The sequence below is a fragment of the Paraburkholderia sp. UCT70 genome, assembly GCF_050434085.1.
GTDB classification, from domain to species: domain Bacteria; phylum Pseudomonadota; class Gammaproteobacteria; order Burkholderiales; family Burkholderiaceae; genus Paraburkholderia; species Paraburkholderia tuberum.
The window spans coordinates 112,776-136,367 of sequence record NZ_JBNPVZ010000001.1 but is presented as its reverse complement, the minus strand read 5'-3'; the positions used below and the strand labels follow the sequence as shown (position 1 = coordinate 136,367).

The window sequence follows — 23,592 nt, the reverse complement described above, 5'->3', positions numbered from 1 at the left end:
TCTGTTTAATCGGTCGCGTTAGCAACCCGCCATCAACACGGGCATGTTCACTGCAAACTCTCTATCGACAGGTATCGTACCTCCCTTGATTGCGTTGTCGCGATACCTTTCGGGCTCAGACTGACTTCAGTTGTGCGCCTTCGGGTATCACGCCGTCCTGCAAGTAGCGCCACAGCGCGATCGCGAGGCGTCGTGCTACTGCGACGATCGCAATGCGCCGCACGCGGCGATTCGGTCCCGTGCCTTGCGTGCGCTGGTTGAACCACTGCGTCAGTGCACTGCCAGGCTGGTAACGGATCCAGCACCACGCCATCTCAATCAGCAGTGCGCGCACGCGACGGTTGCCCTGCCTGCTGATCCCCTGGTCCACCTGGCTCTCGCCACTGTCGTAGGGTTGTGGAACCAGCCCTACGCAGGCCCCAACTTCGCGCCGGTTATGGAAGTCCCGCCAGAACAGCTCGAGCGCCAGACGCGAGCCACCCACCGGGCCAATGCCATTTAGCTGCGTCAGAAGATCGATCCTTTCGCGTGCGGGTGCGGGCAGGCCAGCGTGTTGCGTTTTCTCGAGTGCCGCGAGTTGCTGCACGGCCAGCGCCAGCCGTTCGCACTCGCGCAGCAGCCGCTCCCGCAGCTCGCGCGGCAGTGGCGCACCGTCGTGACACCGCACCTGGTCACGGGCGAGGCGGGCGGCGAAGGCCTTGTGGTCAACCTCATCCCAGCAGCCTAGCGTGACAAGCAGTTTGCGCATCCGGTCACGATGCTGTAGCACCTCTTTCTGCAGTTCCCCTCGGTCGCGCATCAGATGGCGGGACGCTTCGTCCTGCGGTGATGGCACGTGCACCACGTGCATGCGGTCGCGCTCGCCGCGCAGCCACGCGCGCAGGCTGATCACCAGACTGATTGCATCAAGCCGGTCAGTCTTGGCACGCCGCTTGTGGCGCTCGACCGGAATGCTCGCTGGATCGACCACATGACACTCGATACCGCGTGCCCGTAGCGCCCGATAGATCCAGAACGCGTCCTGGCCGGCTTCATAACTCACGACAAGGTGCACGCCCGCGGGCAGCGACCACTTCAGCTTCTGTTGTTCGATCACTTCCAGCACGGCCTGTAGGCGCGCGGGGGCTTGCGGTTGCGCTACGGTGTACACCGCCGGCTGCTCCCGCTGCCCGTCGTGCAACGCTACCTTCCACTTCGCCGCAGCGAGTTCGAGTGACACCGCCAGCGCCGGTTCCGCAGTACGCGTGTATCCCTGATCTGTACCCGGGCGGTCACTTAAACTCCTCCGGGTGTGGTCACTTCAAACTCCTCCACCTTGCGGTCCGATCTGAGCAGACCGACGTCGCCGATCGCTCCACGTAGCAGGACGTTATTTTTACCTCCTTGGCCAGCCCGGGAGGTGGGAGTTGAACGTCTTGAAGCCGCATCAGCAAAGTACGGTGTTCACGTTGCTGGAACTCAACAAGAGCCAGCGCGAGATTCATCGGATCACTGGAATCGACCGCAAGACGATCCGCCGCTACACGGCGATCTTCGCTGCACGCGCAACCGCGCCCGCAAATTCCCCCACCCCCGCGACCATCGGCTCGCGCCCTTCAGATCAAACTCCTCCACCCCCGCGACCACCGGCTTTTCAGGCCACGCCCGCCGAGCCGCATAACTTCGATTTTGCCCGATCGTTGTGCGAGCCTCACCGGCAATGGATCGAAGAACAGGTTCGTCTGCAGCGAAACGCCCAAGCCATCTATCAGGACCTCGTCGACGAGTTCTCGTTTGCTGCGAGCTACGAGAGCGTCAAACGGTTCGTGCGCGCACTGCGACACATCGATCCCGAGCAATTCGACCGGCTCGATTTCCTGCCCGGCGAGGAGGCCCAGGTTGACTATGGGGAGGGCGCTCTGACCCGCGATCCGAAGACTGGACGTTATCGGCGACCACGGCTATTTGTGATGACGTTGCGCTATTCGCGTCACAGTTTCCGGCGGGTTGTCTGGAAATCCAGCCAGGAGGCGTGGGCGCGACTGCACGAAGAAGCGTTCCGTTATTTCGGTGGCTGTGTTCAGTACGTCGTCCTCGATAACCTCAAGGAAGGGGTTATCACACCGGACCTGTACGAGCCGGAGATCAATCATCTTTATGCCGCGATGCTCGAGCACTATGGCGTGGTCGCTGATCCTGCACGCGTCCGCGATCCGAACCGGAAGGGCACGGTTGAGAGCGCGATCCAGCATACGCAGGGCACCGCACTGCGCGGCAGGAGTTTCGATTCAATCGAAGAGCAGAACGCGTTCCTTGTACGCTGGGAGGCTAACTGGGCATCGAAGCGCTTGCATGGACGCGCCCGCCGTCAGGTCGAGTCGATGTTCGAGCAGGAGAAGCCGCACCTGCGGGCATTGCCGCTGACTGGATTCCGCTACTTCAAACAGGTCGTTCGCACTGTCTCCGACGATACAACCATTCGGATCGACCACAGCTGGTACGCAGCTCGTCCTGCTGCGATAGGCAGCACGGTGCTGGTGCGCGTCTTCGATTCAACCATTGAAGTTCGGGATCGACAGACACAAGCGCTGTTACGCATTCACCCGCGTTTCACCGAGCCCGGTCAATTGCTACTGCCCGAGGACGAGCGTCCGTTCAACCCGTCCCGGCAAACGGCCTTCCTGCTCTCAGCCGCAGGCGACATCGGGCCGCAAACGAAAGCACTCTGCCAGCAGATGTTTGACGCCCAGGGACGCATTGGCCAGCGAGGCATGTGGGGCATCGTCGGTCTCGCGAAGCGATACCCGGCCCGCATCGTTGAGCAAGCCTGCAGCCAGGCACTGCAGTACCGTCTGCAATCCTACAAACAGGTTCGCGGACTGGTCGAACGATTGTTCGAGCGCGCGCTGGAGCAGCTTGATCAGGCGCCCCAGCTCGCTTTGCCTCTTACCCAGGATCACGCGCTAATCCGTCCAGCGGCCGAATACGGCGAGCTGTTCAGTCTCGGCGCGCGACATCAACTCAACCAATCGTCGTTGACCACCGGAGAGAACAAAGAATGACCATGTCGATGCCCGAAATCGAGCGTTCGCTCAAACAGCTCCACCTGTCTGGCGTCCGCGACACGCTGGAGACCCGCGTACTGCAGGCACAGACGGCAAATCAACCGTTCCTCGAAACCTTCTCGATAATTCTGCAAGACGAGCTGGACCGTCGTCAGTCCCGGCTGATCGAGCGTCGGCATAAGCAGTCCGGGCTTGACGAAAAGCTCACGTTTGCCGAATTCGACTGGTCCTTCAATCCGAAACTTCCGCGTCAGGCGTGCCTGGAGTTGCGAACGCTGAAGTTCGTTTCGGCCGGCGAGAACGCGCTTCTCATCGGCAAACCTGGTACTGGCAAATCGCACATCGCGAAGGCCGTCGCCAACCAGGCTGTTCTGCAAGGCTATAAGGTCCAGTATCTTGAGACCGACGACTTCTTTGCGCGTTTCAGTCTCAGCGAGCCCGACCAGCAGGAGAAACGTCTGCGCAACATTCTCGACTGCGATCTACTGATTCTGGACGACCTGTTTCTGTCACGATCGATTCCGGATGCCGCTGGTGCGCTACTGCAAACCCTCGTTCATCAACGATACAAGCTACGCCGCAGCACCATGGTCACGTCCAACCGCGTCGTGCAGGACTGGGGCGCGTATCTCGGCGACAACACCATGAGTAGCACCATTCTCGATCGACTCATGCACCACTGCCACTCGCTCGAATTCGACGGCCGCAGTTACCGCCTGAAGGAGGCTGCTGAAACCCTTGCGCGCAAAACCAAAGCGAGCTAAAAAACAACCTTGTCCTGCTGCCTGGTGGAGGAGTTTGCGCGACCACAAGTGGAGGAGTTTGAAGTGACCGTCCGGGCTGTACGCATGATGCTCTCCCGTGAGCAAACCTCGGTACGCCGATTTTAGGCGTTAGCCAGTCGACGACCTGGATGCTTCATAGGATCTGTTCTCTGTACGGTTGTTGACGCGGGCGGCCGCCTTGACGAACACATGCTTCACGCTCGCCAGCTCCGGGATTTCGGCCTTTGCTGCGGGGTAACTGCGCACTGGTCAGTGACGATCTTCTTCGGCACCTCGGGACAGGCCGCCAGTCCGCGTTTGAAGAAACGTTTCGCGGCGGCCTTGTCGCGCCGCTTCTGTAGCAGGATGTCGAGCTCAATGCCGTGCTGGTCGACGTCACGCCACAGCACATAAGCCTCACCGTGCAATGACATGAACCTTCATCAAGATGCCACGTGCTGCCCGGCTGGCGACGTGCAGCCTTCACGCGATGCGCGAAACCAGCCCCAAACTTGTCTATCAACCGCCGGATCGATTCATGGCTGACGATCACGCCACGCTCGAACAACAGTTCCTCGATATCGCGGAGGCTGAGCTGGAACCTGAAATACCAGCGTACGGCGTGGCTGATGACTGACGCCGGGAACCGGTGACCGTGATACAGCGATTTCGTTTTCTTCATCGCTTCATCTTAACTGACCGCAGCGCCAACGTGACAAAGTCCATCTGAGGGAGCCTCGGCGGGATTCATGAGCATCTAACGATTATGTATTAGCAATTAACCGCCGATTTTCAACTTTAACCTAGAAGGTCGTTCGCATTCCGAATCTAAACACGCGTGCTGTGGAGTTGGGGTGTGCCGGTTCCCCGTAATATAGCGCTTGCCCCAACGTGTAAGCGGACCCATTTTCATTTTTTGTTTGTGCATACCCGATATATAGACTGGTTTGTTTCGAAAGAGAATAAAAAACACCTAGTCCCAAGATGTACGCGTTTTGTGACTGAGTAATTCCAGCCGAGGTGTCAATCAATTTTGTAACTTGCGCCATTAACACGGTCGAACGTATAATTTGGTAGCTCGCCCCCAGATTGGCAATTGCATATCGCAACGAGTTCTTCAACGATGCTGCGCCAGTTCTGATTGAATAGTCATCTTTAGTGTATCCGAGATACACTCTTACCGGCCCAATCACATAGTTACCGCCGACACCCCATGCTTTGTAATATCCCTGATCCAATGCGTCTCTCTGATAGACATATCCGGCATGAAACGTTGCGGGGCCATTGGTGTAATTGATTGCCCCGCTAAAAGCTGTTCCGCTACTTTTAGATTCCGCCACACTGCCGAGACCGTACATCAACCCAACCGAGAATTCATAAATTTTCGGAGAAGAGTAAAGAACGGAATTGTTAACGCGGCACGTCGTGATCTCGGTAAGGAGCGTAGCTTGGACGGTACCATTAGGCAAAGTACGGTCAACGCCCCAGATGCTCCCTCCTAAGCCTCCTAAGAAAACGTCGTTGTCACTCATAGCGAGAAATTCTGGCGAGTATTGACGACCAAAAGTTAAAGTCCCTGCCGGACCTTCGTAGCCAATATACGCTTGCCGGCCGAAAAGTGCGCCGCCCTGCTGTATTGTGCCGGCATTAGGCGCAAAACCACTCTCAAGTCTGAAAATAGCTTTGTAACCGTCGCCGAAGGCTTGGCTACCCATAAGGCCAAGTCGCGATCCGAACGTGCCGCCATTCGACATTTTAGTTAAGGTTCCTCTGCCCTGATTTGAGATATCAATGAGAACGTCTAATGCTCCATATAGCATGACGCTACTCTGCGCTCGGCTTGAATCGCATGCCAATCCAAAAAGTACTCCCATCACAATTGCGCATACCGATTTGATCATTTGTATGCCTAATCGTTTTTTACTTCTTATGGGCCAGTATCGTGGCCATTGAACAAATCCGACAGAAAGTGGAGTTGCAGAAGTAACAGCCAAATCTATGCTATGCGCACTCCGTTACTATCTTCACGCCTCGATAATCGAGAATTGGGAATCTAGGCCCGGCATGATTCTCCAGGTTGCAGTCGTGAGCCGGGGGCACCGGGCCTGGTGGGGCAGGCGATCGCTAATAGGAGTTCAGCCGGAACACCGTTAGGCCATCCGGTACGTGAATGCCGAGACTTGCCGTCGATGTGCAGACCGAACCCGAAAGCGTTGGTACAGCAAAGCGCTGCCCGACGATGAGGCCACGCTGTGCACTCATCTCCGAACTGAAGACGTTCGGTCAACTTCTGTTCGTCGTAGAACACCCTCACCATCGAAGCATTGTCAGTGGCAGTCCCTCCTGACCTTGGTGTCCCAGTCGCATCCTTACCAGCCTAGCTATGCGCCGCATTGCCGACCTGCTCGATGGCAATGCCAAGATTGATGCGCGCGATGCCGCTGTCATTGCTATAGCCGCGCGCTCAATGCCGCTTACACTGCGCTGCCTCCGACTGGCTGACGTACTGCTCGCCGAAATCACCATGCTGTGCGGCCGCCACAACCTGCGCTGGATGCAGAGGTGCGAAAGAGGACGCTTGGTTCATCGTCAAGCCCGAGCTCATATGCGGCTTCATGCCGGGACCCGTACATAGGCGCCTGGTAAGTTCCGCAGTGAAGGCCGAGCCTCAAGGGTTCACTCCAACTACAGGCTCCGGTGGCTCAATGCGGATGCACCACGCAACGAACTGGAAGATGCTTCGGGCCGCTCACGAAGCTGGACGCAACGAATTCGATTTCGCCTGCCGGCTCAATAAGCCGCAACCTCGGGACCAGTTCCTCAAACAAGATGCGCATTTCCATGTTCGCGAGATGCTGACCCAGGCACACGTGGGCGCCGACGCCGAAAGCGAGATGCCGGTTCGGTTTGCGGTCGATATTGAATGCGAACGGCTCAGGGAAGACTTGCTCGTCACGATTTGCCGAGCCATAGCAGAGCATCAGCCAATCGCCCTTGCGGATTGTCCGACCCCGGACGTTGGTGTCGGCAGTCGCTGTGCGCATGAAATGACGCACCGGCGATGCGTAGCGAAGGGTTTCGTCGATAAACTGCGGAATCAGCGAACGATCCGCCTGTAGTCGCGGCAGTAGCTCAGGGAAGCGGCTCAACGCCCACATCGCGACCGATATGGACGACGAAACCGTATCATGTCCTGCTGCGGCGATGATCACGTAATAGCCAAGACGGGTCGCTTCATCGATAGGCTGTCCATTGATCACCGCGTTGGCCAGCAAGCTTGCGATATCGTTACGTGGGTTCTTCCGGCGGTCTTCGGTCAGGCGGTCGAAATAATCCTTGAAGTCGGCCACAATGGACAGCAGAGCCTTGCCCATCGCACCGCTCGCATCGCCTTGGCGCTGCACTTCGCGCTTGTATTCGGCATCCTCGCTTCCGAACATCTCCTGAGTCAGCGTCAACATGCGCAGGGAATCTTCCTGCGGAACGCCGAGAATATCCATGATCACGTTCAGTGGAAAATGCAATGCAAAGTCATTCGCAAAATCGATCACTTGCCCGCTGTGATGCAACAGCTTCGCGATCGACATATTTGCCAGCGATCGAATGCGGTCGTCAAGCTCGAGAATGCTGTTCGGCATGAACCACGACTGTGTCAGCGCACGTAGACTCTTGTGCTCGTCGCCGTCGAGGTGCACGAGCGATCGGACGATGTTTGGACTACCGGTGATGGAAATGACATGCTCGATCGACGCTCTTGGCCTGCAGACGACAGAATAGTCGCCGTTGCGGAACAAGACATTGTCTCGTGAAATCATGGAGACGTCGGCGTGTTTCGTGACCACCCAGAACGGATCATGTCCGTCCGCCATTGCGCGCCCGACAGGGTTGTTTGCACGCGCCCAAGTGTAGGTTTCATGGAGACGACTGAGGTTGGTATAGGACTGCGGATCAACCAGATGGTTTGCTATGTCTTTCGGTAGGTCGTAATTTGGCATGCTCATGATATTGATAGTGCGGTTTGTTGGTGGACGGGCAGCACCGTCTAGGCAAGAGAAGGGCGCCTCTTCCCACCCCATTGCGCTATTGGGCTCCCCGCGGACTCAATGACTGGTCACGGCGGATTCAACCGGTCGATGCAATAGTTCGTTGGAATCGGTCCCCCGTTGGCGTAGGCACTGCAGCGTTCGCATCAGTAATGTGGGTGAACTGGCGTGACGGACGTCGATATCCGCCCTTCGTATTCGTTCATACTATCCGCGGTCTCCCTGTGTACCCTTAATCTAGGTCAACTCTTTTTGGTTAAGTGATCGCTCAGGTGGTCCTTGAGGGCTGCTGTTTGTCGGGCCAGTACGCAACAATCTGAGCCGGCCCCAGAGGAGGCGAAGCTTGAGCAGTTTGTGTTCGTGACCAAGATGCGCTGGCGCATCGAGCGCGACTATTAGGACCTGAAACAGGAGTTCGCGCTCGATCATTACGAGGGGCGCGACTGGCGTGGCTTTCACCACCACGCCAGAGTGAGTATCACCGCATATGGGTTTATGCTGGCTCAGCGACTCAGGATGGGATCAGATGCAAACGATAAAAAAACTTCCTTGACCGCACGCTGCCTGTCCTTCCCCCGGATTACATCCCACGGGGCAGTCCAGCGCGCACAATGCCACGTTCCTGATTTCGTTACCACGTTGCGTATCCTGCTTGGACTACGCCTCATACAAAGATGGCACTCTTCCTGTGCGGAAATAAACTGCACAACGAATTATATGACATAGTAAGACTGACGCGATCGGTTTTGTCGCTTCGTTCGCTCCCGCACAAACAGTCTCTTCGTCGAATTGATTGACCATCTACTGCAGCCGCCTCATCGATGCAGATACCCGGACGTCGGGTGTGGACGTTTTCATTCCTAGCCTATCTGGCAGGCACTATCAACTTGAGATCGCTGCCAGATAGAATGTCGGAATGAAGAAGAGCAAATCACCGTACCACGGCTTTCATTTCCCGGCGGCGATCATCAGTTGCGCGGTTCGTTGGTATTTTCGCTTCAATTTGAGTCCGCGCGACATCGAGGAGCTGTTGCTCGAACGTGGTGTGAGCGTGACCTACGAGACGATCCTCCAGTGGTACGACCGGTTCGGCGCGCAGTTCGCACGTCGTGCTAAGGCGGAACGGAACAAGGCGCGCTCGACGTGGGCCCTCGACGAAATGTTTGTCTGCCTTCGCGGCGAGCCGTACGTAGTGTGGCGCGCCGTGGACGAACACGGTACCGAATTGGACGTGCTGCTGCAAAAGCGCCGTGACAAGGCAGCGGCAAAGCGTTTCATCAGGCGGGTACTGCGTTCGAACCCGGCGCCGCGCAGGATCTTGACCAGTTGCGTAGCTACCCTGCGGCAAAGGCGGACACTATCCACACAGCGACATTACGAGCTGAAGTTGCCAACGTCGGCAAAGCGCGTGATGGTCCCCGTCTCTAGCATGATCGTTGCCGCCGGCTATATGATTATCAGTGTCGTGAGAACAGAAGCTTCCCAATCAATGAACTGATTGACGCACATCAACCACGGTCGTTGAAGGTCTGTGTAGTATTCATGCAGCTTCGTGAGCAACTGCGGGTTCGTACGGCCCTACCATGCGGTCCGACACGTCCACGGTTCCCGACCTATGTCGCTTGGAAGTCGGTGCGCGAGCCCCCACACAGTTTGCCTGTGGGTTTAACCAGAATGTTACTTTCTCGGTATCAGTAAGTGAGGAATGAATGACGTGAGTACTGGCTGCTAGAAAGCCTCCGAGCGGCGCGGACCGGAGGTTTCTGTCGCCATAACAATTGTAGGTGGAGAAAAGCACGGTATGAGTAGGATTGCTTACGCTTTCAACGAAAGAATCGGCCGGCGAATGTTTGTCGGGTGCCGTTGCCCTTTAAACTGTCCCTTGGAGATCATGTGAGCCACCTCGATGCCGCCGAGTAGGATGCGTGCGCACCGGAAACTCTTGAACCGGAACATGGGACGGGTGCATCGCTTGATCACGCGGTGGTCCTGCTCAGTTATATTGTTCAGGTACGTAGCCTGCCGGACCTTCAGGCGCCGCTTCTGTCGATCCAGGTTCGCCATTCAGGAATATCTATTTTTCGAAATTCCGCCGTGCCGCAGTCTTGTCCCGATGGGCACGCAACAGAAAGTCGATCGTGTTGCCGGCCTTGTCGGCGGCGCGATACAGGTATTTCCATTGGCCGTTGACCACGATGTAGGTTTTGTCGACACGCAAGCTCTTGCCAACGGAGCGTTTGCGGGAAAACGCTTTTTCCAGCATCGGCAGCAGTTTGATGGCCCAACGGTGTACGGTTGAATGTTCCGCTGAGACGCCTCGCTCCATCATCGTTTCTTTCAGGTGCCGAAGCATCAACGGATAGGTGGCGTACCAACGCACAATAGGATCACATCAAAATGGGTGGTGCAACCGTTTAGAAACTCGCATGAAGTTCGATTTCACCGTTGGCATCGTCAATTACGTCATCGACCTTTACTCTTCTAATTTAGAATATAAGCCTTACTGCGACAGAACCCCAGGATGGCAAGAAGGACGGAGACACGAACCGTTGAGAGGAAGGTTCGATGAGATTTGAAGGAGCGCAAATGCTTGAAGAGGAGCGCTCCGGTTCGGCTCGTTATCCGACGTAGGCCCCCTATTTTTTACTGCAGTCTCCTAGCTTTGATCGGAAATTTTGGCATTGTCATGATTCGGGTGGCGAGACTCGATTAACCAATTCTGTCCAACCATACATTCGACATGTCCAGCAGATATTACGAGCCCACCACCATTATCCCGATCGGCTCACCAAGTGGTCGAATTCCGAAGGCTTCACAAAATATCGCACCTTCGCAGGCTGAGCGCTTTATCGATGCATACCGGCGTATTGGCTATCGTATTGCAGGCATTGACCCACTTGGGCTCCGTTCTCATCCGGACTTGTCGCAGTTGACGGCCAAGTTCCATGGACTCAGAGGAACTGACCTTCTAGGCGTACCCTATGTGGGATTCGAAGCAGATAACACTGTTGGGGAACTTGAACAGCGCCTCAAAAGGATTTACTGCGGAGCGATCGGACTGGATTGCAGCGGTGTTCGCGATGGGACAAGACAGCGCTGGCTCTTTGAATATATGGAGTCACTGCCGGAGGACTTTGAGTTAGCCATCGAGCAGCGCCGTGCTGTGTTCTCTCGGCTCCTCTCTGCGGAGATGTGGGAACTACACGTTGCCGAAATCTTCGGTGACGCGAAACGATTTTCGCTAGAGGGATGTGAGAGCCTGATTCCTCTGCTTGATGCCTTGATTGAAAGTGCCGGTCGCCACGCAGTGAGCCAGGTGTTTCTCGGAATGTCCCACCGAGGCAGGCTGAATGCGTTCGTAAATGTAATGGACTTCCCGCCCGGAAAAGTCCTCACGTATCTAGACCCGGACTCTAATTTCGCTTTGCGGCAGACGGATCTACCGTACCATCAGGGCGCCATCGCCCTCAAAAAAACGCCGTACGGTGACGTGTCGGTGCAGCTTGCACCCAACCCTTCTCATCTGGAAAGCGTGTATCCGGTAGTCAGTGGGATGGCGCGTGCATATCAGGACGACCATCCAGAGAGTGGTTGCGTCCTGGTCGTCGTCCACGGTGACGCGGCTTTCGCGGGGCAGGGTGTCGTCATGGAAACGCTGATTCTCACGCGGAAAAAGGGATACTCGCTGAACGGGACGATCCACGTCATCGTTAATAATCAGATCGGCGGCACCACACCAAATCGGATCAACGTAGAGGCGAATGTGTATTGCACGGACGTCTCGAGAGTGGCCGATGTGCCTGTTCTGCACGTCAACGCTGACCACCCCGATGCTGTCGTGACGGCGGCGAAGCTCGCGCTCGAATACCGGATGACATTCAATTCGGACATTGTCATCGACTTGATCGGCTACCGCCGGCTCGGCCACTTCGAGCAAGACATCCCGGCAATCACCCAGCCGGCTCGGCAGCGCGCTATCGACTCTCATCCGACAGTAACAGAGCTGTATCACGGATTGTTCGAGGAGATCCCGCCAATCGATCTCCTGCGCAAGGAAGCGCTTCATCAGTTTGGTCGTGGAAAGGAGGCAATCGATTCCAGCGTCGCACCTCGATTTGATCGGAACCTCGATGCGACGATTTCGATTCGGGGGCTTTCCCTCGAAAGGCTTCAGTCGCTAACCCAGGCGCTTTCACGAGTACCACAAGGGGTTGCGATTCATAGGTTCGTGGACAAGCTGCTCTCGACGTGGGGCGATGCTCTATCAGGTGAGGGAAATCAGGTAAGCTGGATCCTCGCGGAGAATCTCGCATATGCTTCGCTGCTCGACGATGGATATAACGTCCGGATATCAGGAATGGATGTAGGGCGAGGTACCTTCATGCACCGGCACGCTGTATGGCATCTCCAGGGTGATCAGAAGGAGGCTGGTGGCGTTCACATCCCGCTGACCAGTGTCTCTGCAGGTCAGGGCAAGTTTGATATTGTTAACTCGCCCTTGACAGAGGAGGCGGTGCTCGGTTTCGAGTATGGATATAGCGTCGAATCCCCCTCGCGCCTAACGATATGGGAGGCGCAATTGGGTGACTTCGCAAACAGCGCGCAAGTCATCATCGATCAATATATCGCGGCTGGCGAATACAAATGGGGTTATCAGTCACGGCTGGTCGTTCTGTTGCCGCACGGTCACGAAGGAGACGGTTCGGAGCACTCGAACGGGTTTCTGGGCCGGTTCCTTCAACTTTGTGCAAGCGACAATTTGCGCGTCGTTTGTCCGTCGACGTCTGCTCAGTGGTTCCATATCTTGCGCCAGCAGGCCACGGCACGGCATCCCAAGCCACTCATCGTGATGGCACCAAAAACGCAACTTTACTCCGACATTCGGTCGCACTCGGTAGTATCGACATTCCTCGGAGGGGCGTTCTCTCCGGTGATCAGGGATAGCTCGATTTCTGACGCGAACCGTGTGAGGAGAGTCGTACTGTCTAGTGGGAAGTTTCACTATGCACTGCAAGGGGTCAGAGGTGATGCCGTTGATTCGGCTACCGCTTTGATACGGGTCGAGCAGCTCTATCCGTTTCCCCAACTCGAGCTTGCCTGCATTCTGGCTGAATTTAGTAACCTACGGGAGGTTGTCTGGGCACAGGAAGAGGACGCAAATCAGGGGGCCTGGCGGTTTGTTCGCGACGAACTCGAGACCATCTTGCCGTCCGGATCTGTTCTTACGCCAGTCTGTCGCACCTCTACGGCATCGGGTGCACATTCGTCAGTTCGCGCACATCTCGCCGAACAGCATCGCCTGGTGACCGAGGCGTTGGGGCGAAGTGGACCTCCTGATTCTTCCAGTGTTAGCACTCGTGGGGAAGATGGCGTATCGGACAAGCCGGAAGCATCTACCAGGTGACGAACTAAACGGCTCGCTCTGCACCGAACTCGGCCTGATGTCATCTATGGCCGGAACCTGTCCGGTGGCCATCGAACTCAACAACCTCGTAAGGCCGCGTAGCTGCTGGCGTGGTCGCCCGTCGATACGCGGCAGCCCTTTAAGGTGCGAGGCGCCGGCAGCGCCTGCTGCCGTGCCGAAGCCGCTCAAAAATTCCACCTTTACGCGCGCTGACAGCGACCGGATAGCGCGGTTTGAGTTGACCCGGTTCGACGGATAGACTTGCAGTTGAGTTTAATGCGGTGCACGCCCGAACAGGTCACCTCGGTGAGCATTGACATGTCGCCGGCGTTCATCAAGGGCGTGGGCGTACATCTGCCCAATCCGCGGCTGACATTCGACAAGTTTCACGTCGTCGCCCACGCGTCCAAGGCGCTCGATACGGTCCGCCGCCAGCAGCAGAAAGGCGACCCGGAACTCAAGGGGATGGGCTGGACGCTGCTCAAGGACGTGAACAAACTGAATCTGGGCAATTGACGGACCTCGAGGCGCTGGTCAGGCAGTACGCCACCAAACGCACCGCCCGCGCCTGGCTGTATCGCGAGCAACCGCGCGAGATTCTCGAGCGCAAGCAAATCCATGTTGTTTCCGCGATGTTGCGGCAGCGGTGCACTAACGTCATGCGCTCGAAAGTCGAGCCGATGAAGGACGTGGCACGTCTGATTTGCCGGCACTTCGATGGCATCGTCGCCTGGACTCAGACCCGCCGGACCAACGGCTTCATCGAGGCCATCAACGGCTTGATTCAAGCTGCCAAGCGCAAGGCTCGCGGTTACACGCGCTTCACGACGATGCGCACCGTCCTCTTTCTCATCGCCGGCAAGCTGGATTTCTCCAGCTTCAACCCGCACGCTCCGTGAGCCCCGTTACCCACAGCATTTTGAAGAAGATGCCAAGTTTCCGAGGATGGCATCGAGGTTCCGCGGGTCGATGAGCAACCTCCGCCCGGGATAAGTGCTTGCGAAAATCGAGCCAGGGGCGGCCTACTGATCGTCTTCGGACCGTAGCTGCGATAGAGCGAGCTGCCGGGACAATTGACCGCGTCGTACTGACCACTGAGCTGCAACGTCAGCAATCTTCGAACGGCGACGTAGCGAACAGTGTTTCGTCGACTGACGGCGACAGACCAGTCTTGGTCAGTAACAAACCATCGCACCACACACGTTCGACGCGTCCCCACGCACAGGCTGAAGCAGCGTCCGGGAAGAAACCTCGTCCGTGGTAGTTGGCGCTCGTGTTGCAGAGCAACGGAATACCCGTCAGCTTTTCGTATTCGACCAGAAGTTGCGCCACCGGATGCTCGGAAGTTCTTGAGATGGTCTGCAATCGGGCAGATCCGTCAAGATGCACGACCGCAGGGATTTTTTCTCGCCATTCCGCGCGCGTCTGATGATCGAACAACATATAGGGATCAGGGCTCCCCGGGCTAAAAATGGTCGGCGCGCGATCCTCAAGGCAAATTGGCGCCACGGGACGGAAGTGCTCTCGAAACTTGATGTCGTTGAGATGATCCTTCATTGTGGGCAAAGTCGCGGCGGCCAGAATGCTTCTGCCCCCCAATGCTCGTGGTCCGAGCTCGGCCCGGCCGGCAAGGAAAATGACGGGCTTGCTACTGGCGAGTATGCCGGCGAGTTCTGCAATGGAGCAAGTAGACGCCGTCCATCCGGGCGGTACTTGGCAACCTTTTAAGGCGGGTCCGCTATATACCGACCATTCCAGCGGCACGAAGCCCTTCTCGGCTGCCAGCGCGCAACACGCGGCGCCAATCGCAGACCCGCTATCGTTGGGAAACGGCGGCACCCAGATTGCGTCGAACAAACCGCTCGCGCGCAGGGCGCTGTTCCATTTGATATTGAGTCCGCATCCGCCAGCGATGCACAAATTTTTCGGCCCCGCAATCGAATGGCGCTGCAGCGCGATACCCATTTCATGAACGAGAAGACGCTCGAGGAATACATGGAACGAGGCGAGTACGTCTTCGGGCGGCTTGGCTTCTAGTCGCAGCGCGCTTGCTTCGAAGAACTCTCCCACAGCCGCTAGTGACGCGTCCGCGCTGTGGATGTTCTCGCGATAAGCTTGCGCACACTTCGTGTCGCCAGCAAAGCGTGCCTGATAAAGCTCGCGAAATACCTCAACGATATCTTCGTCAACGGAGCCGAGCGCGATGTAAGCCATCAGCTTGCCGGCCACACCCAGATCCCACCGGGCGCCGCCCGGCTTCTTATAAGGACCAAAGTGATGACCCGCCGCAGCGTAGATGTGACCTATCACGGGGAACAGGCAGTCAACATGGCGGGCGTGGTGGCGTTCTACATGGTAGAGGCGTGGGACGATGCCACCATCCCACACCAAACAGAATGCAGGTTGCCCGCTTTGGGCAAAGGGACTGGTGCAGTACGCGGAGGCCACATGGCCTGACACGTGAGGATAGCTTTTATAAGGAAAGGACTGGCCGCCGACAAGCAGTCCGGAGCCGTCGAGCGAAGCGAGAAGATCATCGGCTCGGCGTTCGGCATAAGGGGCCCCTTTCAGGCTGACGGGAATCGACCCACTGAGGACCCGAAACTGCGACTCGACTACTCCGTCCCAGCCGTCGATGACAAACTGGTCGATATCGTGCGCATCGAAACCATGCTCGGCCAATGCGATCGCGATCGCGTCGAGGTCGTCGATCGCCTGATACCGCGGATTGTTGTCTCGCTTTTCCTGCTCCACGCAAAAAACCAGTTTTCCATCCTCGACAAGGGCGATCGCTCCGTCGTGCGTCAGTTTGATCCCACAGATGCGCATAATATCTCCCGGCCTAACGCTGGTAAGTTGGTCCGCACGAAGGCGAAGCCGCGTTTCGAAAACAGGCGAGCAGACAGTCTTCATTCAACGACTGACCGACGCAACTCAAACGATCGATTTCAACCAGCTCTTCTTCCAGGATGGCTATGACCGTCTCGGCTCCGGCAATGTGGCCCCATCGCCGGCAATTGGCGTCGCGTGCCGATCCAAAAACCAGCTGTCCACCGGGCGCAAGCATCCGTGCTAAATTGCGGACAGCCGCGCGCACCTCGGCGCTGCCGTCGAGGTAATAGAGAACCTCCGCCACCACGACCAGATCGAACTGTTGCTCAGTCGAAAAATGCTGGACATCGGAGACGATCCAATTGATGTGTGGTGGGTCCATCATCCGTTCGCGTGTCCTAGCAATTGCGTGTGGCACGATATCGATCACGGTGAGCCGTTGGCAGTGCGGTGCCAATATTTCCGTGAAGGCTCCGCCTGCGCATCCGACTTCGAGCGCATTTGTGACGGATCCCTGCGAAAGTGCCATCCGAAGCATTTGCCTGTGGCGCTCGTGCTCAAAGGGATTGCTGTCGAGCCGCCATGGATCGTCTGCGTCCAATTCCCGACGCAGCAATTCGAAGTTCGTTTGATGTGTCAATTCCGCCTACCTTTATGGTGCGCCGCTGCAAGTGTCCGGACCTTGGGCCGGGACTGGTGCTCCGTTGGACACCGGCGTGTTGGTATAAGAACTACACGGCGGCCAAACACTATTGTTTAACGTTCTAGAAAAATAGCTCGCGAGCGCTGTTACCTAGTTTCAGATCTTCAGCCACTCATTGGAAGGGCGTCGTTACCGTGACAACGCCCGTGAGGGATGTAGCCGAACCCGACGCTGTTCCCACAATCCGCGCAGCTCCTCGACGAGGGCTTCACGTCGAGTCTGCTCAGGCGTAATCGTATCGAGAAGATGTCCGAGTACGGCTTCGCCTTCGATCCGCATCAGCAGATCGAACAACTCATGTGAAATACGCACACTGTCACAGTTGGAGCCGCCGGTGCGAATTTCGCACACCGTCTCCTGACGATCCCGCGCTGTGTGAGCGCGGACTCGATAGAGCGATGCATAGGGCGGCAGTGAAACCGCGAGCGCAGTCCAATGTTCCTGCGTTGCGGGCCGCTTTTTGACGAGGAACGGCCCGACCACAAGTCCATCCAGCTCTGTCGTCAGAAATGTGGCAATCGCGTCTGCAACTGAATCTACGATCGGCTCAGCGTTGTTATTAAAGGAAGTATTGAGCAGAATTGGGATTCCTGTGCGCTTCTTGAACGCATTAATAACGTCCCAGTAGGCGGGATTGGTCTTGCGCGATACTGTTTGCAGCCGCGCTGTACCGTCAATGTGCGTGATGGCGCCGAGCAAGGCACGCTTGGAGTCGCGCACGCGAACTACAAAATTCATAAAAGGGAATTCGCGGGTACCCTCTGGGAGGTCAAAAAATTCGTGCGCATCGTCCTCGAGCACTGATGGCGCGAACGGTCGGTAACCCTCGCGCTTCTTGACCATGGCGTTGATCCGGTCCTTGTTTGCGGCCGGCCGGGGATCGGCAAGAATGCTGCGGTTGCCCAGCGCGCGTGGCCCGAACTCGGAACGACCCTGCACCCAGCCGATCACGGCGCCATTGGCCATCCAGTCGGCTGCTCTGCCTGCCACGTCATCACTGCGTTCAACGTCGAGGTGTCCGGCCCACGCATTCAATTCTTGCTCCACGACTAGATCGCGCCCAATATCGGGCCCCCAATAAACGTCCTGCAATCGCTCACGCGGCGGGGGCCGACCGAAGTCGTTTGACATCATAAGGGCAGCGCCTAGTGCGCAACCTGCGTCGTGCGCTGCGGGCTGCACGAAGATGTCTTCGAAAAGTCCCGAATACAGCAGCTTACCGTTCATGGTGCAGTTATGAGCTACTCCTCCGGCTATACACAGCCGCTTCATACCGGTGACCTCGCGATGATGGCGGAGAATGTGAAACACGATCCGCTCCAGCGCTTCCTGCAATGAAGCACCCACATCTCGATGCTGCTGTGTGAATGGCATTCCCTTTCGCCGGACCTGGATGCTGCGGAGCAACGTCGGACCGATGCGGTCCAGGTAGAGGCGGTACTCACCGTTGGCGGACAGTTGATAGAATTGCTCGAAGAGCCCGCGATAGGGAGCGGGATCCCCATAAGGTGCAAGCCCCATGACCTTGTATTCGTCGAACAAGCCGTAACCGAGATACCGGATTGTTTCGAGATAAAACAGCCCTAGAGAATTATTCTCTGCGAAAGTCGCGAGTTGCGTAATTTCGGTTCCAGATCCGAGCGCCAAGAGCCCCGAGAGGAAATCACCGCCGCCATCGACCGCGAGGATCAGACTTTGCTCGAATCCAGACATCGCAAACGCGCTCACGGCATGCGCCAGATGGTGACTCACGAATGAGACTCGCGAAGGATCGACCTCGGTACCGAATTCCCGCATTAGTAAGTTACGCAGAAACAGCTTGGCATCCACCGGAATGGAGATGTTCGGCTGGGACAGGAACAGGCGTTCGAGCATAACGTTGCAATAGGCCTCGGTAGCGTAAAACGCGATGTGGTCGATATCGCTGAGCTGAATCCCTGCGGATGCGAGGCAGTATTGAATTGAACTGCTCGGGAACTTGTTAGAGTGCTTGATCCGGTTGAGGCGCTCCTCTTCGACGGCCGCTATTACGCGTCCGTCCCGGACAAGCACCGCAGCGCCGTCGTGCAGAAATGTGTTCGGCAGTTCGAGTGAATTTTCATGAACTTTGTCTAGCCCGCCGCTCACTCCTAAGCACAGCATGTTTCTCTCCTTCATCGTGGTAGGAAGCCCCTATTGGCAAGACTCGAACCCCTACCACATAGGTAAGGTAGGGTATCGCTCGCCGCTGCGAACACCGGTCAGACGTCACCAGCCCCAAAGAATCTCGCGTAGGGTCCGTCTGCAAAATGGCGCCGCAATTCATGAAAATTCTGTACCGTTTGGTCCAGGGTCGCGTTTCTTGGCGACGAAGGATGGCGCGACCAGAAAGCTGAAGCGCTGGAACCCCGAGGAAATCCCCAATCGTTGCCAAACATGCGGCGGGTTCGGGAGGATGGCTCCCGATGCATGTGATTGATCGACAACTGCTGCAACGTCATTTCCTCGGCTTTGCTCAGTTCTACGACACACTTCATCCACTACCCGGCACCACGAAGGTGCCAGCAGGTTTGCGAAATTCAATCGGATTTACCAGGAACACTATCCTCCATGCCGTACAATTCGTAAAATCGTTTGTCTTGATGGAACACATCCACACTATGGATAAGTTGGGATCATGCGTTTCAAGGGCCTCGATCTAAATCTCCTCGTCGCGCTCGATGCTCTGATGACCGAGCGTAACCTCACTGCGGCGGCACGCAGCATCAACCTGAGCCAGCCGGCCATGAGCGCGGCCGTCGCCAGGCTACGCGCCTATTTCTGCGACGAACTATTTACGATGAGGGGCCGGGAACTTGTCCCAACACCGCGTGCAGAAGGGCTCGCTGCTCCAGTCCGGGAGGCTCTGGTGCACATCCAGCTCTCCGTTATTTCCCAGGACGTGTTCAACCCAGCCAAATCGGATCGCCGCTTCAGGATCATTCTTTCCGATTTCATGACAGTCGTATTTTTTCGAAAGATCGTGGAGCGTATTGCACGGGAAGCTCCCGCCGTCAGTTTCGAATTGCTGCCACTTGCCGATGACCCCGATGAGGTTCTCCGGCGCGGCGAAGCCGATTTTCTTATCTTGCCGGAATTTTTCATGTCGAGCGCGCACCCTAAAGCGAAGCTGTTCGAGGAGACGCTCGTGTGCGTAGGCTGCCGCACGAACCAGCAGCTATCAGGGCAACTCACATTCGAGAGATATATGTCGATGGGGCACGTTGTGGTCAAGTTCGGGCGTGCGCGGCAGCCCTCCATCGAGGAATGGTTTTTGCTTCAGCACGGTCTCAAGAGACGGGACGAGGTCATCGTGCCGAGCTTTAGCATGATCCCGCCTATGCTATTAAACACTGACCGTATAGGGACGATGCCCTTAAGGCTGGTCAAGTATTTCGAAAAAACGATGCCTCTGCGGATCGTCGAACTTCCGCTGCCACGTCCCACATTCACCGAGGCCGTCCAATGGTCTGCCCTTCACAACAGTGATCCGGCAAGCAATTGGATGCTGGAGATAATATTGCAGGAGGCGTCACGCATGATTCCTCCGCCTAAGACCACGCGAAGACCAATCCAGCCAAGTTAGGAAATGGGATCTTTCAGCAAGGTTTTTGCGGCATGGATTTGTGGGGTTTCGAGGGTCTTGTGGCGATATAACGTATATCGCCACACCAGGCCTCATTCGGCGCGGTGACGGCAAACGCCTGATCGAGCAGGTTCGGCGCGACCGGCAAGCCGTGTGTCAATTTGGGTTGTTGCCTTGATTCGCGTTTCTGGTTGCAACGCAACCCCTGCTTGCGACGCAGTCTCTTTATCGGATGTACGCCGAATTGTCGGCACCGCTGGGCTACCGGTTTCCACGGCTCGCTGAAAAAACGTCCACGGCATGAAGTGGAGAAAATTCCTCTACAAGCGCGTGTGCGAGCGCGAGGCGTTGATTATCTGCAAGGCTTCAAACTGCGGCGATTGTGCCGATTTCGCGAATTGCTTCGGGCCAGAATGAAGATCTGGCTGTCTAGGTAGCCCAGCGTGCGCGCCCGCGCGAAGTGTGCGGTGAGCGTCGCCTTTGACTACTGAAACGATCGCGATGAACTGCAATGGAGTTCTGCCATAGCCATGCCGGGGACATATTGTCAATCTGTCAGCTGATCTTCCGGCGGCGATTATCGGGATCCGGACTGTGCGAGCAAGGCTTCCACGACGTCCAAGCCTATGCAATCGATCGGGTCCAGCCTGCGCAGCTTGGCGATCAGCTTCAGTGCAACGGCGCGCTCACCGCGCCGCACGCTGATGAACGCGAGCGCCTTCAGTGTGAAGAGCCAGAAGCGGCCCGGACCAGGAATGGTGAAGTCGGTGTCGCCCGGCTGTACCGCACACCAGTCGCTGTCGAGCGACGCTTGCCGGGCGGCGACCGCCAAAGCCTTGGTCGCGACCTCCTGCGCCTCGCCAAGTTCACCCCGGTTCGCATGGAACTTATACAGCAGATAGTAGGGTGGCAGGCAGCGCGGGTACGACAGGACCGCAGTCCACAACGCGGCGGCCACATCGTCATTGCTGCCGCCGCAGGTTCTCTCGATCAACTGTAGCACGGGGGAGGGAACGTTGCCGCCGAAGAGATCAGTCGATTCGATACCAGTAATGAGATTCATCAATTTGCTCCGATATGGTGAGTGGTGAGGCGTCCGGCCGCTTTTGCGGCGCTCGGAAGCCGATGTGACGATGGATGTGTTTGTCTACGCGAACCTGAACTGGATGCGATGCCCGCCGCGCGGACACGCCCATTCGAGGTTGTGATGGTCCGTGCACAGAATGCGGCAACTACGGGTCAATGTTCAGCTCAGTGCAGTCGGCGGTGAGGCCGGTCAAGAGCGTCGTTGCGACAGATCCGGCGAGATCCCGGGCCATCGAGGTTGCACCGAGCAGCAGAATCTCGGGGCGGTACTTGTTGACCAGGTCGGTCAGCCCCTTCGTGAACGGTTCGTTGCGATGGCCGAGCGACACAGTGTCGTGAATCACATACGCTTCGTCCGCGCCGAAACTGAACGCCTCACTGGCAAACTGCTCAGGCGGCTCGTCGGTACCGCCGAGCACGGCCACAGCGACACGACTGCCGAGTTTGTCGGCGAGCTTGTGCGCCTCACCGAGCAGCGCCCACGACACGCTATGCACGTGGCCGCGGTCGTGCTCGAGAAAGACCCAGACGCCCTGGTAGGCTTTCAGATGTTCGGGCAGATTGAGGTTACGGCCGGCGGCCCGTTTGACCGGCGCGGCCGGCTTCTTTTCCGAGGCAGCGGGCGAGTTCATGGGGCCCTCTTCATCAACAGGTCCGCCTCCAATGTCGGATGGCGAGCGAATATCTTGTGCACGAGTTTCAGCGAGACAACGAAGTCGTTGTAGGCCTTCTGCAGTAAGCATCGATAGACGGCGAGCACGGCCGTCGAGTTGTTACGCGGCAGTTCTTTCTGTTGCTCGATATACTGAAAGAAGCGCTTGAGGATGGGCAGGCGGCTCACGTTCACCACCTTCTCGTCGAATGCGATGTCGAAGAATCGCAGGAAATCCTCGGCCGACGACAGGTGACGCAGTTGTTCGATAACTTCTTGCATGTCGTTACTTCTATTGGACAAGTTTGGCCGCCATCCACACTCACGACACCTTCACCCGCGTGCTGTGGGCTTGGGTCAGGAAGCGGAGCAGATCGCTTGCATTCGGCGCCTGCTTGTACTGCGTGACGAAAGAGCGGATGCGCGCAAGCAGGAGCGGGATGAGCCGCTCCGACACCCTCACGCCTAGAGCGTCGTAGGCCTCACGCACACTTTGAGATCCAGAATGTTTCCCGAGTATCGTCGACCGTTGCCGGCCGAGCTCTGCTGGATCGAATCCCTCGTAGGTCGTGGGGTGCTTCGCGAGGCCGTCGGTGTGAATGCCCGACTCGTGAGTAAAGATGCTCCTACCGATGATGCTCTTGTGGAAGGAAACTGCGCGGCCTGAGGCTTGTTCGACCAGCGACGAAATGTCGGGCAGCGCTCTGGTGTCGACGCCAGTGTCTCGTCGCAGCAGGTGCCGCGCGCCCATCACGACTTCTTCCAGCGCTGCATTGCCGGCGCGCTCACCCAACCCGTTGACGGTGGTGCTCGCATGGGTCGCGCCGGCCCCAAGGGCGGCCAGTGTGTTGGCTGTGGCGAGCCCGAGATCGTCGTGCGCATGGATTTCGATCTCCAGATCGACGGCGACGCGCAGCGCTGCAATGGCGTAGAAGGTCTTAAAGGGGTCCAGGATACCGACAGTGTCGGCAAAGCGCACGCGCTGGGCTCCATGCTGCTGCGCGCATTGAGCCACTTCTATGAGAAATGAGGGATCCGCGCGCGAGGCGTCTTCCATGCCGAGGGAAATCTTGGGATGGTTTTTCGCTGCCTCGCCGACGACGCGTGCGATCTGCGCCAGTACCCAACTGCGCGACTGCCGCAGCTTGTGTTGCAAATGAATATCCGAAACGGGAACCGAGAGATGAACGATATCGGCATCGCAGCGCAATGCCGCGGTGAGATCCTCGTCGGTGAGGCGCCCCCAAACCATCAGGCGGGCGTCGAGGTTCAGGTCGACGATTGCAGCGATGCACGCCATTTCGTCTTCGCCCATGGCAGGAATTCCGATTTCGAGTTCGGCCACGCCGGCTTGCGACAGTGCGGCGGCGATCGCGCATTTTTCCTCGGTGCGAAACGCGACGCCGGCGGTCTGCTCGCCGTCACGAAGTGTCGTGTCATTGATGATCGGATTGAGCATG

Annotated in this window: 14 protein-coding genes and 8 pseudogenes; 9 read left to right on the top strand and 13 right to left on the bottom strand. The window is 57.3% G+C overall.

Annotated features, from left to right (window positions below; all coding sequences use genetic code 11):
• Nucleotides 1–115: 115 nt before the first annotated feature.
• The gene (locus OKW41_RS00725; RefSeq protein ID WP_429571422.1) at nucleotides 116–1,225 is read right to left on the bottom strand and encodes an IS110 family transposase; all 1,110 of its coding nucleotides are present in this window, start codon (nucleotides 1,223–1,225) and stop codon (nucleotides 116–118) included.
• A 181-nt stretch (nucleotides 1,226–1,406) separates the two neighbouring features.
• Between OKW41_RS00725 and istA the strand changes: the two genes are divergently transcribed.
• Together istA and istB are read left to right on the top strand one after the other, a co-directional pair.
• Nucleotides 1,407–3,041 carry an IS21 family transposase gene (gene istA / locus OKW41_RS00720; protein ID WP_429571188.1) on the top strand — a complete coding sequence of 545 codons (1,635 nt, stop codon included), beginning with the start codon at nucleotides 1,407–1,409 and terminating at the stop codon, nucleotides 3,039–3,041.
• Complete coding sequence (gene istB / locus OKW41_RS00715; RefSeq protein WP_429571187.1) at nucleotides 3,038–3,808, top strand: IS21-like element helper ATPase IstB; 771 nt, start codon at nucleotides 3,038–3,040, stop codon at nucleotides 3,806–3,808. The genes istA and istB overlap by 4 nt, the downstream gene beginning before the upstream one ends.
• Nucleotides 3,809–3,952: 144 nt before the next feature.
• Here the strand turns inward: istB and OKW41_RS00710 are convergent.
• Nucleotides 3,953–4,490: pseudogene (locus tag OKW41_RS00710) on the bottom strand (IS6 family transposase); the annotation flags it as partial.
• A gap of 121 nt (nucleotides 4,491–4,611) precedes the next feature.
• The gene (locus OKW41_RS00705) at nucleotides 4,612–5,709 is read right to left on the bottom strand and encodes a porin (RefSeq protein WP_429571186.1); all 1,098 of its coding nucleotides are present in this window, start codon (nucleotides 5,707–5,709) and stop codon (nucleotides 4,612–4,614) included.
• A 295-nt stretch (nucleotides 5,710–6,004) separates the two neighbouring features.
• On the opposite strand from OKW41_RS00705, the pseudogene OKW41_RS00700 reads away from it, so the two are divergent.
• Nucleotides 6,005–6,344: pseudogene (locus tag OKW41_RS00700) on the top strand (IS110 family transposase); the annotation flags it as partial.
• A gap of 166 nt (nucleotides 6,345–6,510) precedes the next feature.
• On the opposite strand, the gene OKW41_RS00695 reads toward OKW41_RS00700, so the two are convergent.
• The gene (locus OKW41_RS00695) at nucleotides 6,511–7,809 is read right to left on the bottom strand and encodes a cytochrome P450 (RefSeq protein ID WP_429571185.1); all 1,299 of its coding nucleotides are present in this window, start codon (nucleotides 7,807–7,809) and stop codon (nucleotides 6,511–6,513) included.
• A gap of 369 nt (nucleotides 7,810–8,178) precedes the next feature.
• On the opposite strand from OKW41_RS00695, the pseudogene OKW41_RS00690 reads away from it, so the two are divergent.
• Nucleotides 8,179–8,477: pseudogene (locus OKW41_RS00690) on the top strand (IS701 family transposase); the annotation flags it as partial.
• Between the two features lie 290 nt (nucleotides 8,478–8,767).
• Nucleotides 8,768–9,231: pseudogene (locus OKW41_RS00685) on the top strand (IS6 family transposase); the annotation flags it as partial.
• Nucleotides 9,232–9,666: 435 nt separating this feature from the next.
• Here OKW41_RS00685 and OKW41_RS00680 read toward each other — a convergent pair.
• Nucleotides 9,667–10,279, bottom strand: a pseudogene (locus OKW41_RS00680) (IS6 family transposase).
• A 312-nt stretch (nucleotides 10,280–10,591) separates the two neighbouring features.
• Here OKW41_RS00680 and OKW41_RS00675 point away from each other — a divergent pair.
• Together OKW41_RS00675 and OKW41_RS00670 are read left to right on the top strand one after the other, a co-directional pair.
• Nucleotides 10,592–13,255, top strand: a complete 2,664-nt coding sequence (locus OKW41_RS00675; RefSeq protein ID WP_429571184.1) for a 2-oxoglutarate dehydrogenase E1 component — start codon at nucleotides 10,592–10,594, stop codon at nucleotides 13,253–13,255.
• Between the two features lie 288 nt (nucleotides 13,256–13,543).
• Nucleotides 13,544–14,154 (top strand): annotated as a pseudogene (locus OKW41_RS00670) (transposase); the annotation flags it as partial.
• A 208-nt stretch (nucleotides 14,155–14,362) separates the two neighbouring features.
• Here OKW41_RS00670 and nodU read toward each other — a convergent pair.
• The 3 genes from nodU to OKW41_RS00655 all read right to left on the bottom strand — a co-directional run bounded on the left by nodU (nucleotide 14,363) and on the right by OKW41_RS00655 (nucleotide 18,932).
• Entirely contained in the window at nucleotides 14,363–16,084 is a 1,722-nt protein-coding gene (nodU, locus tag OKW41_RS00665; protein WP_429571183.1) for a nodulation protein NodU, read from the bottom strand.
• 13 nt (nucleotides 16,085–16,097) lie between these two features.
• Nucleotides 16,098–16,727, bottom strand: coding sequence for a nodulation methyltransferase NodS (nodS, locus tag OKW41_RS00660; protein ID WP_429571182.1), 630 nt, complete (start codon nucleotides 16,725–16,727; stop codon nucleotides 16,098–16,100).
• A gap of 192 nt (nucleotides 16,728–16,919) precedes the next feature.
• Nucleotides 16,920–18,932 (bottom strand): carbamoyltransferase family protein, encoded by a 2,013-nt coding sequence (locus OKW41_RS00655; protein WP_429571181.1) that lies wholly within the window; start codon nucleotides 18,930–18,932, stop codon nucleotides 16,920–16,922.
• A gap of 514 nt (nucleotides 18,933–19,446) precedes the next feature.
• Between OKW41_RS00655 and OKW41_RS00650 the strand changes: the two genes are divergently transcribed.
• Nucleotides 19,447–20,394: a LysR family transcriptional regulator gene (locus OKW41_RS00650; RefSeq protein WP_429450649.1), complete on the top strand. Its 948-nt coding sequence runs from the start codon at nucleotides 19,447–19,449 to the stop codon at nucleotides 20,392–20,394.
• A 58-nt stretch (nucleotides 20,395–20,452) separates the two neighbouring features.
• Here OKW41_RS00650 and OKW41_RS00645 read toward each other — a convergent pair.
• Nucleotides 20,453–20,653, bottom strand: a pseudogene (locus tag OKW41_RS00645) (IS3-like element ISBvi4 family transposase); the annotation flags it as partial.
• Between the two features lie 41 nt (nucleotides 20,654–20,694).
• Between OKW41_RS00645 and OKW41_RS00640 the strand changes: the two are divergent.
• Nucleotides 20,695–20,811, top strand: a complete 117-nt coding sequence (locus tag OKW41_RS00640) for a nitrogen fixation protein NifQ (protein ID WP_429450648.1) — start codon at nucleotides 20,695–20,697, stop codon at nucleotides 20,809–20,811.
• A gap of 160 nt (nucleotides 20,812–20,971) precedes the next feature.
• On the opposite strand, the gene OKW41_RS00635 is transcribed toward OKW41_RS00640, so the two are convergent.
• The 4 genes and pseudogenes from OKW41_RS00635 to nifV form a co-directional block, all read right to left on the bottom strand.
• Complete coding sequence (locus OKW41_RS00635; RefSeq protein ID WP_429571180.1) at nucleotides 20,972–21,457, bottom strand: hypothetical protein; 486 nt, start codon at nucleotides 21,455–21,457, stop codon at nucleotides 20,972–20,974.
• A gap of 172 nt (nucleotides 21,458–21,629) precedes the next feature.
• A pseudogene (locus OKW41_RS00630) lies at nucleotides 21,630–22,112 on the bottom strand (electron transfer flavoprotein subunit alpha/FixB family protein); the annotation flags it as partial.
• Nucleotides 22,109–22,414 carry a nitrogenase-stabilizing/protective protein NifW gene (locus tag OKW41_RS00625; protein WP_429450646.1) on the bottom strand — a complete coding sequence of 102 codons (306 nt, stop codon included), beginning with the start codon at nucleotides 22,412–22,414 and terminating at the stop codon, nucleotides 22,109–22,111. The pseudogene OKW41_RS00630 and the gene OKW41_RS00625, both read right to left, overlap by 4 nt.
• Before the next feature lie 40 nt (nucleotides 22,415–22,454).
• Nucleotides 22,455–23,591: a homocitrate synthase gene (gene nifV, locus OKW41_RS00620; protein WP_429450644.1), complete on the bottom strand. Its 1,137-nt coding sequence runs from the start codon at nucleotides 23,589–23,591 to the stop codon at nucleotides 22,455–22,457.
• Nucleotide 23,592: the final 1 nt, after the last annotated feature.

Excerpts from the sequence above, each read along its gene's own strand:
- istB (WP_429571187.1), top strand. The coding sequence starts at position 3,038 with ATGACCATGTCGATGCCCGAAATCGAGCGTTCGCTCAAACAGCTCCAC.
- OKW41_RS00705 (WP_429571186.1), bottom strand. The coding sequence starts at position 5,709 with ATGATCAAATCGGTATGCGCAATTGTGATGGGAGTACTTTTTGGATTG.
- OKW41_RS00695 (WP_429571185.1), bottom strand. The coding sequence starts at position 7,809 with ATGAGCATGCCAAATTACGACCTACCGAAAGACATAGCAAACCATCTG.
- OKW41_RS00675 (WP_429571184.1), top strand. The coding sequence starts at position 10,592 with ATGTCCAGCAGATATTACGAGCCCACCACCATTATCCCGATCGGCTCA.
- nodU (WP_429571183.1), bottom strand. The coding sequence starts at position 16,084 with ATGCGCATCTGTGGGATCAAACTGACGCACGACGGAGCGATCGCCCTT.
- OKW41_RS00655 (WP_429571181.1), bottom strand. The coding sequence starts at position 18,932 with ATGCTGTGCTTAGGAGTGAGCGGCGGGCTAGACAAAGTTCATGAAAAT.
- OKW41_RS00650 (WP_429450649.1), top strand. The coding sequence starts at position 19,447 with ATGCGTTTCAAGGGCCTCGATCTAAATCTCCTCGTCGCGCTCGATGCT.
- OKW41_RS00640 (WP_429450648.1), top strand. The coding sequence starts at position 20,695 with ATGAAGTGGAGAAAATTCCTCTACAAGCGCGTGTGCGAGCGCGAGGCG.
- OKW41_RS00635 (WP_429571180.1), bottom strand. The coding sequence starts at position 21,457 with ATGAATCTCATTACTGGTATCGAATCGACTGATCTCTTCGGCGGCAAC.
- OKW41_RS00625 (WP_429450646.1), bottom strand. The coding sequence starts at position 22,414 with ATGCAAGAAGTTATCGAACAACTGCGTCACCTGTCGTCGGCCGAGGAT.
- nifV (WP_429450644.1), bottom strand. The coding sequence starts at position 23,591 with ATGCTCAATCCGATCATCAATGACACGACACTTCGTGACGGCGAGCAG.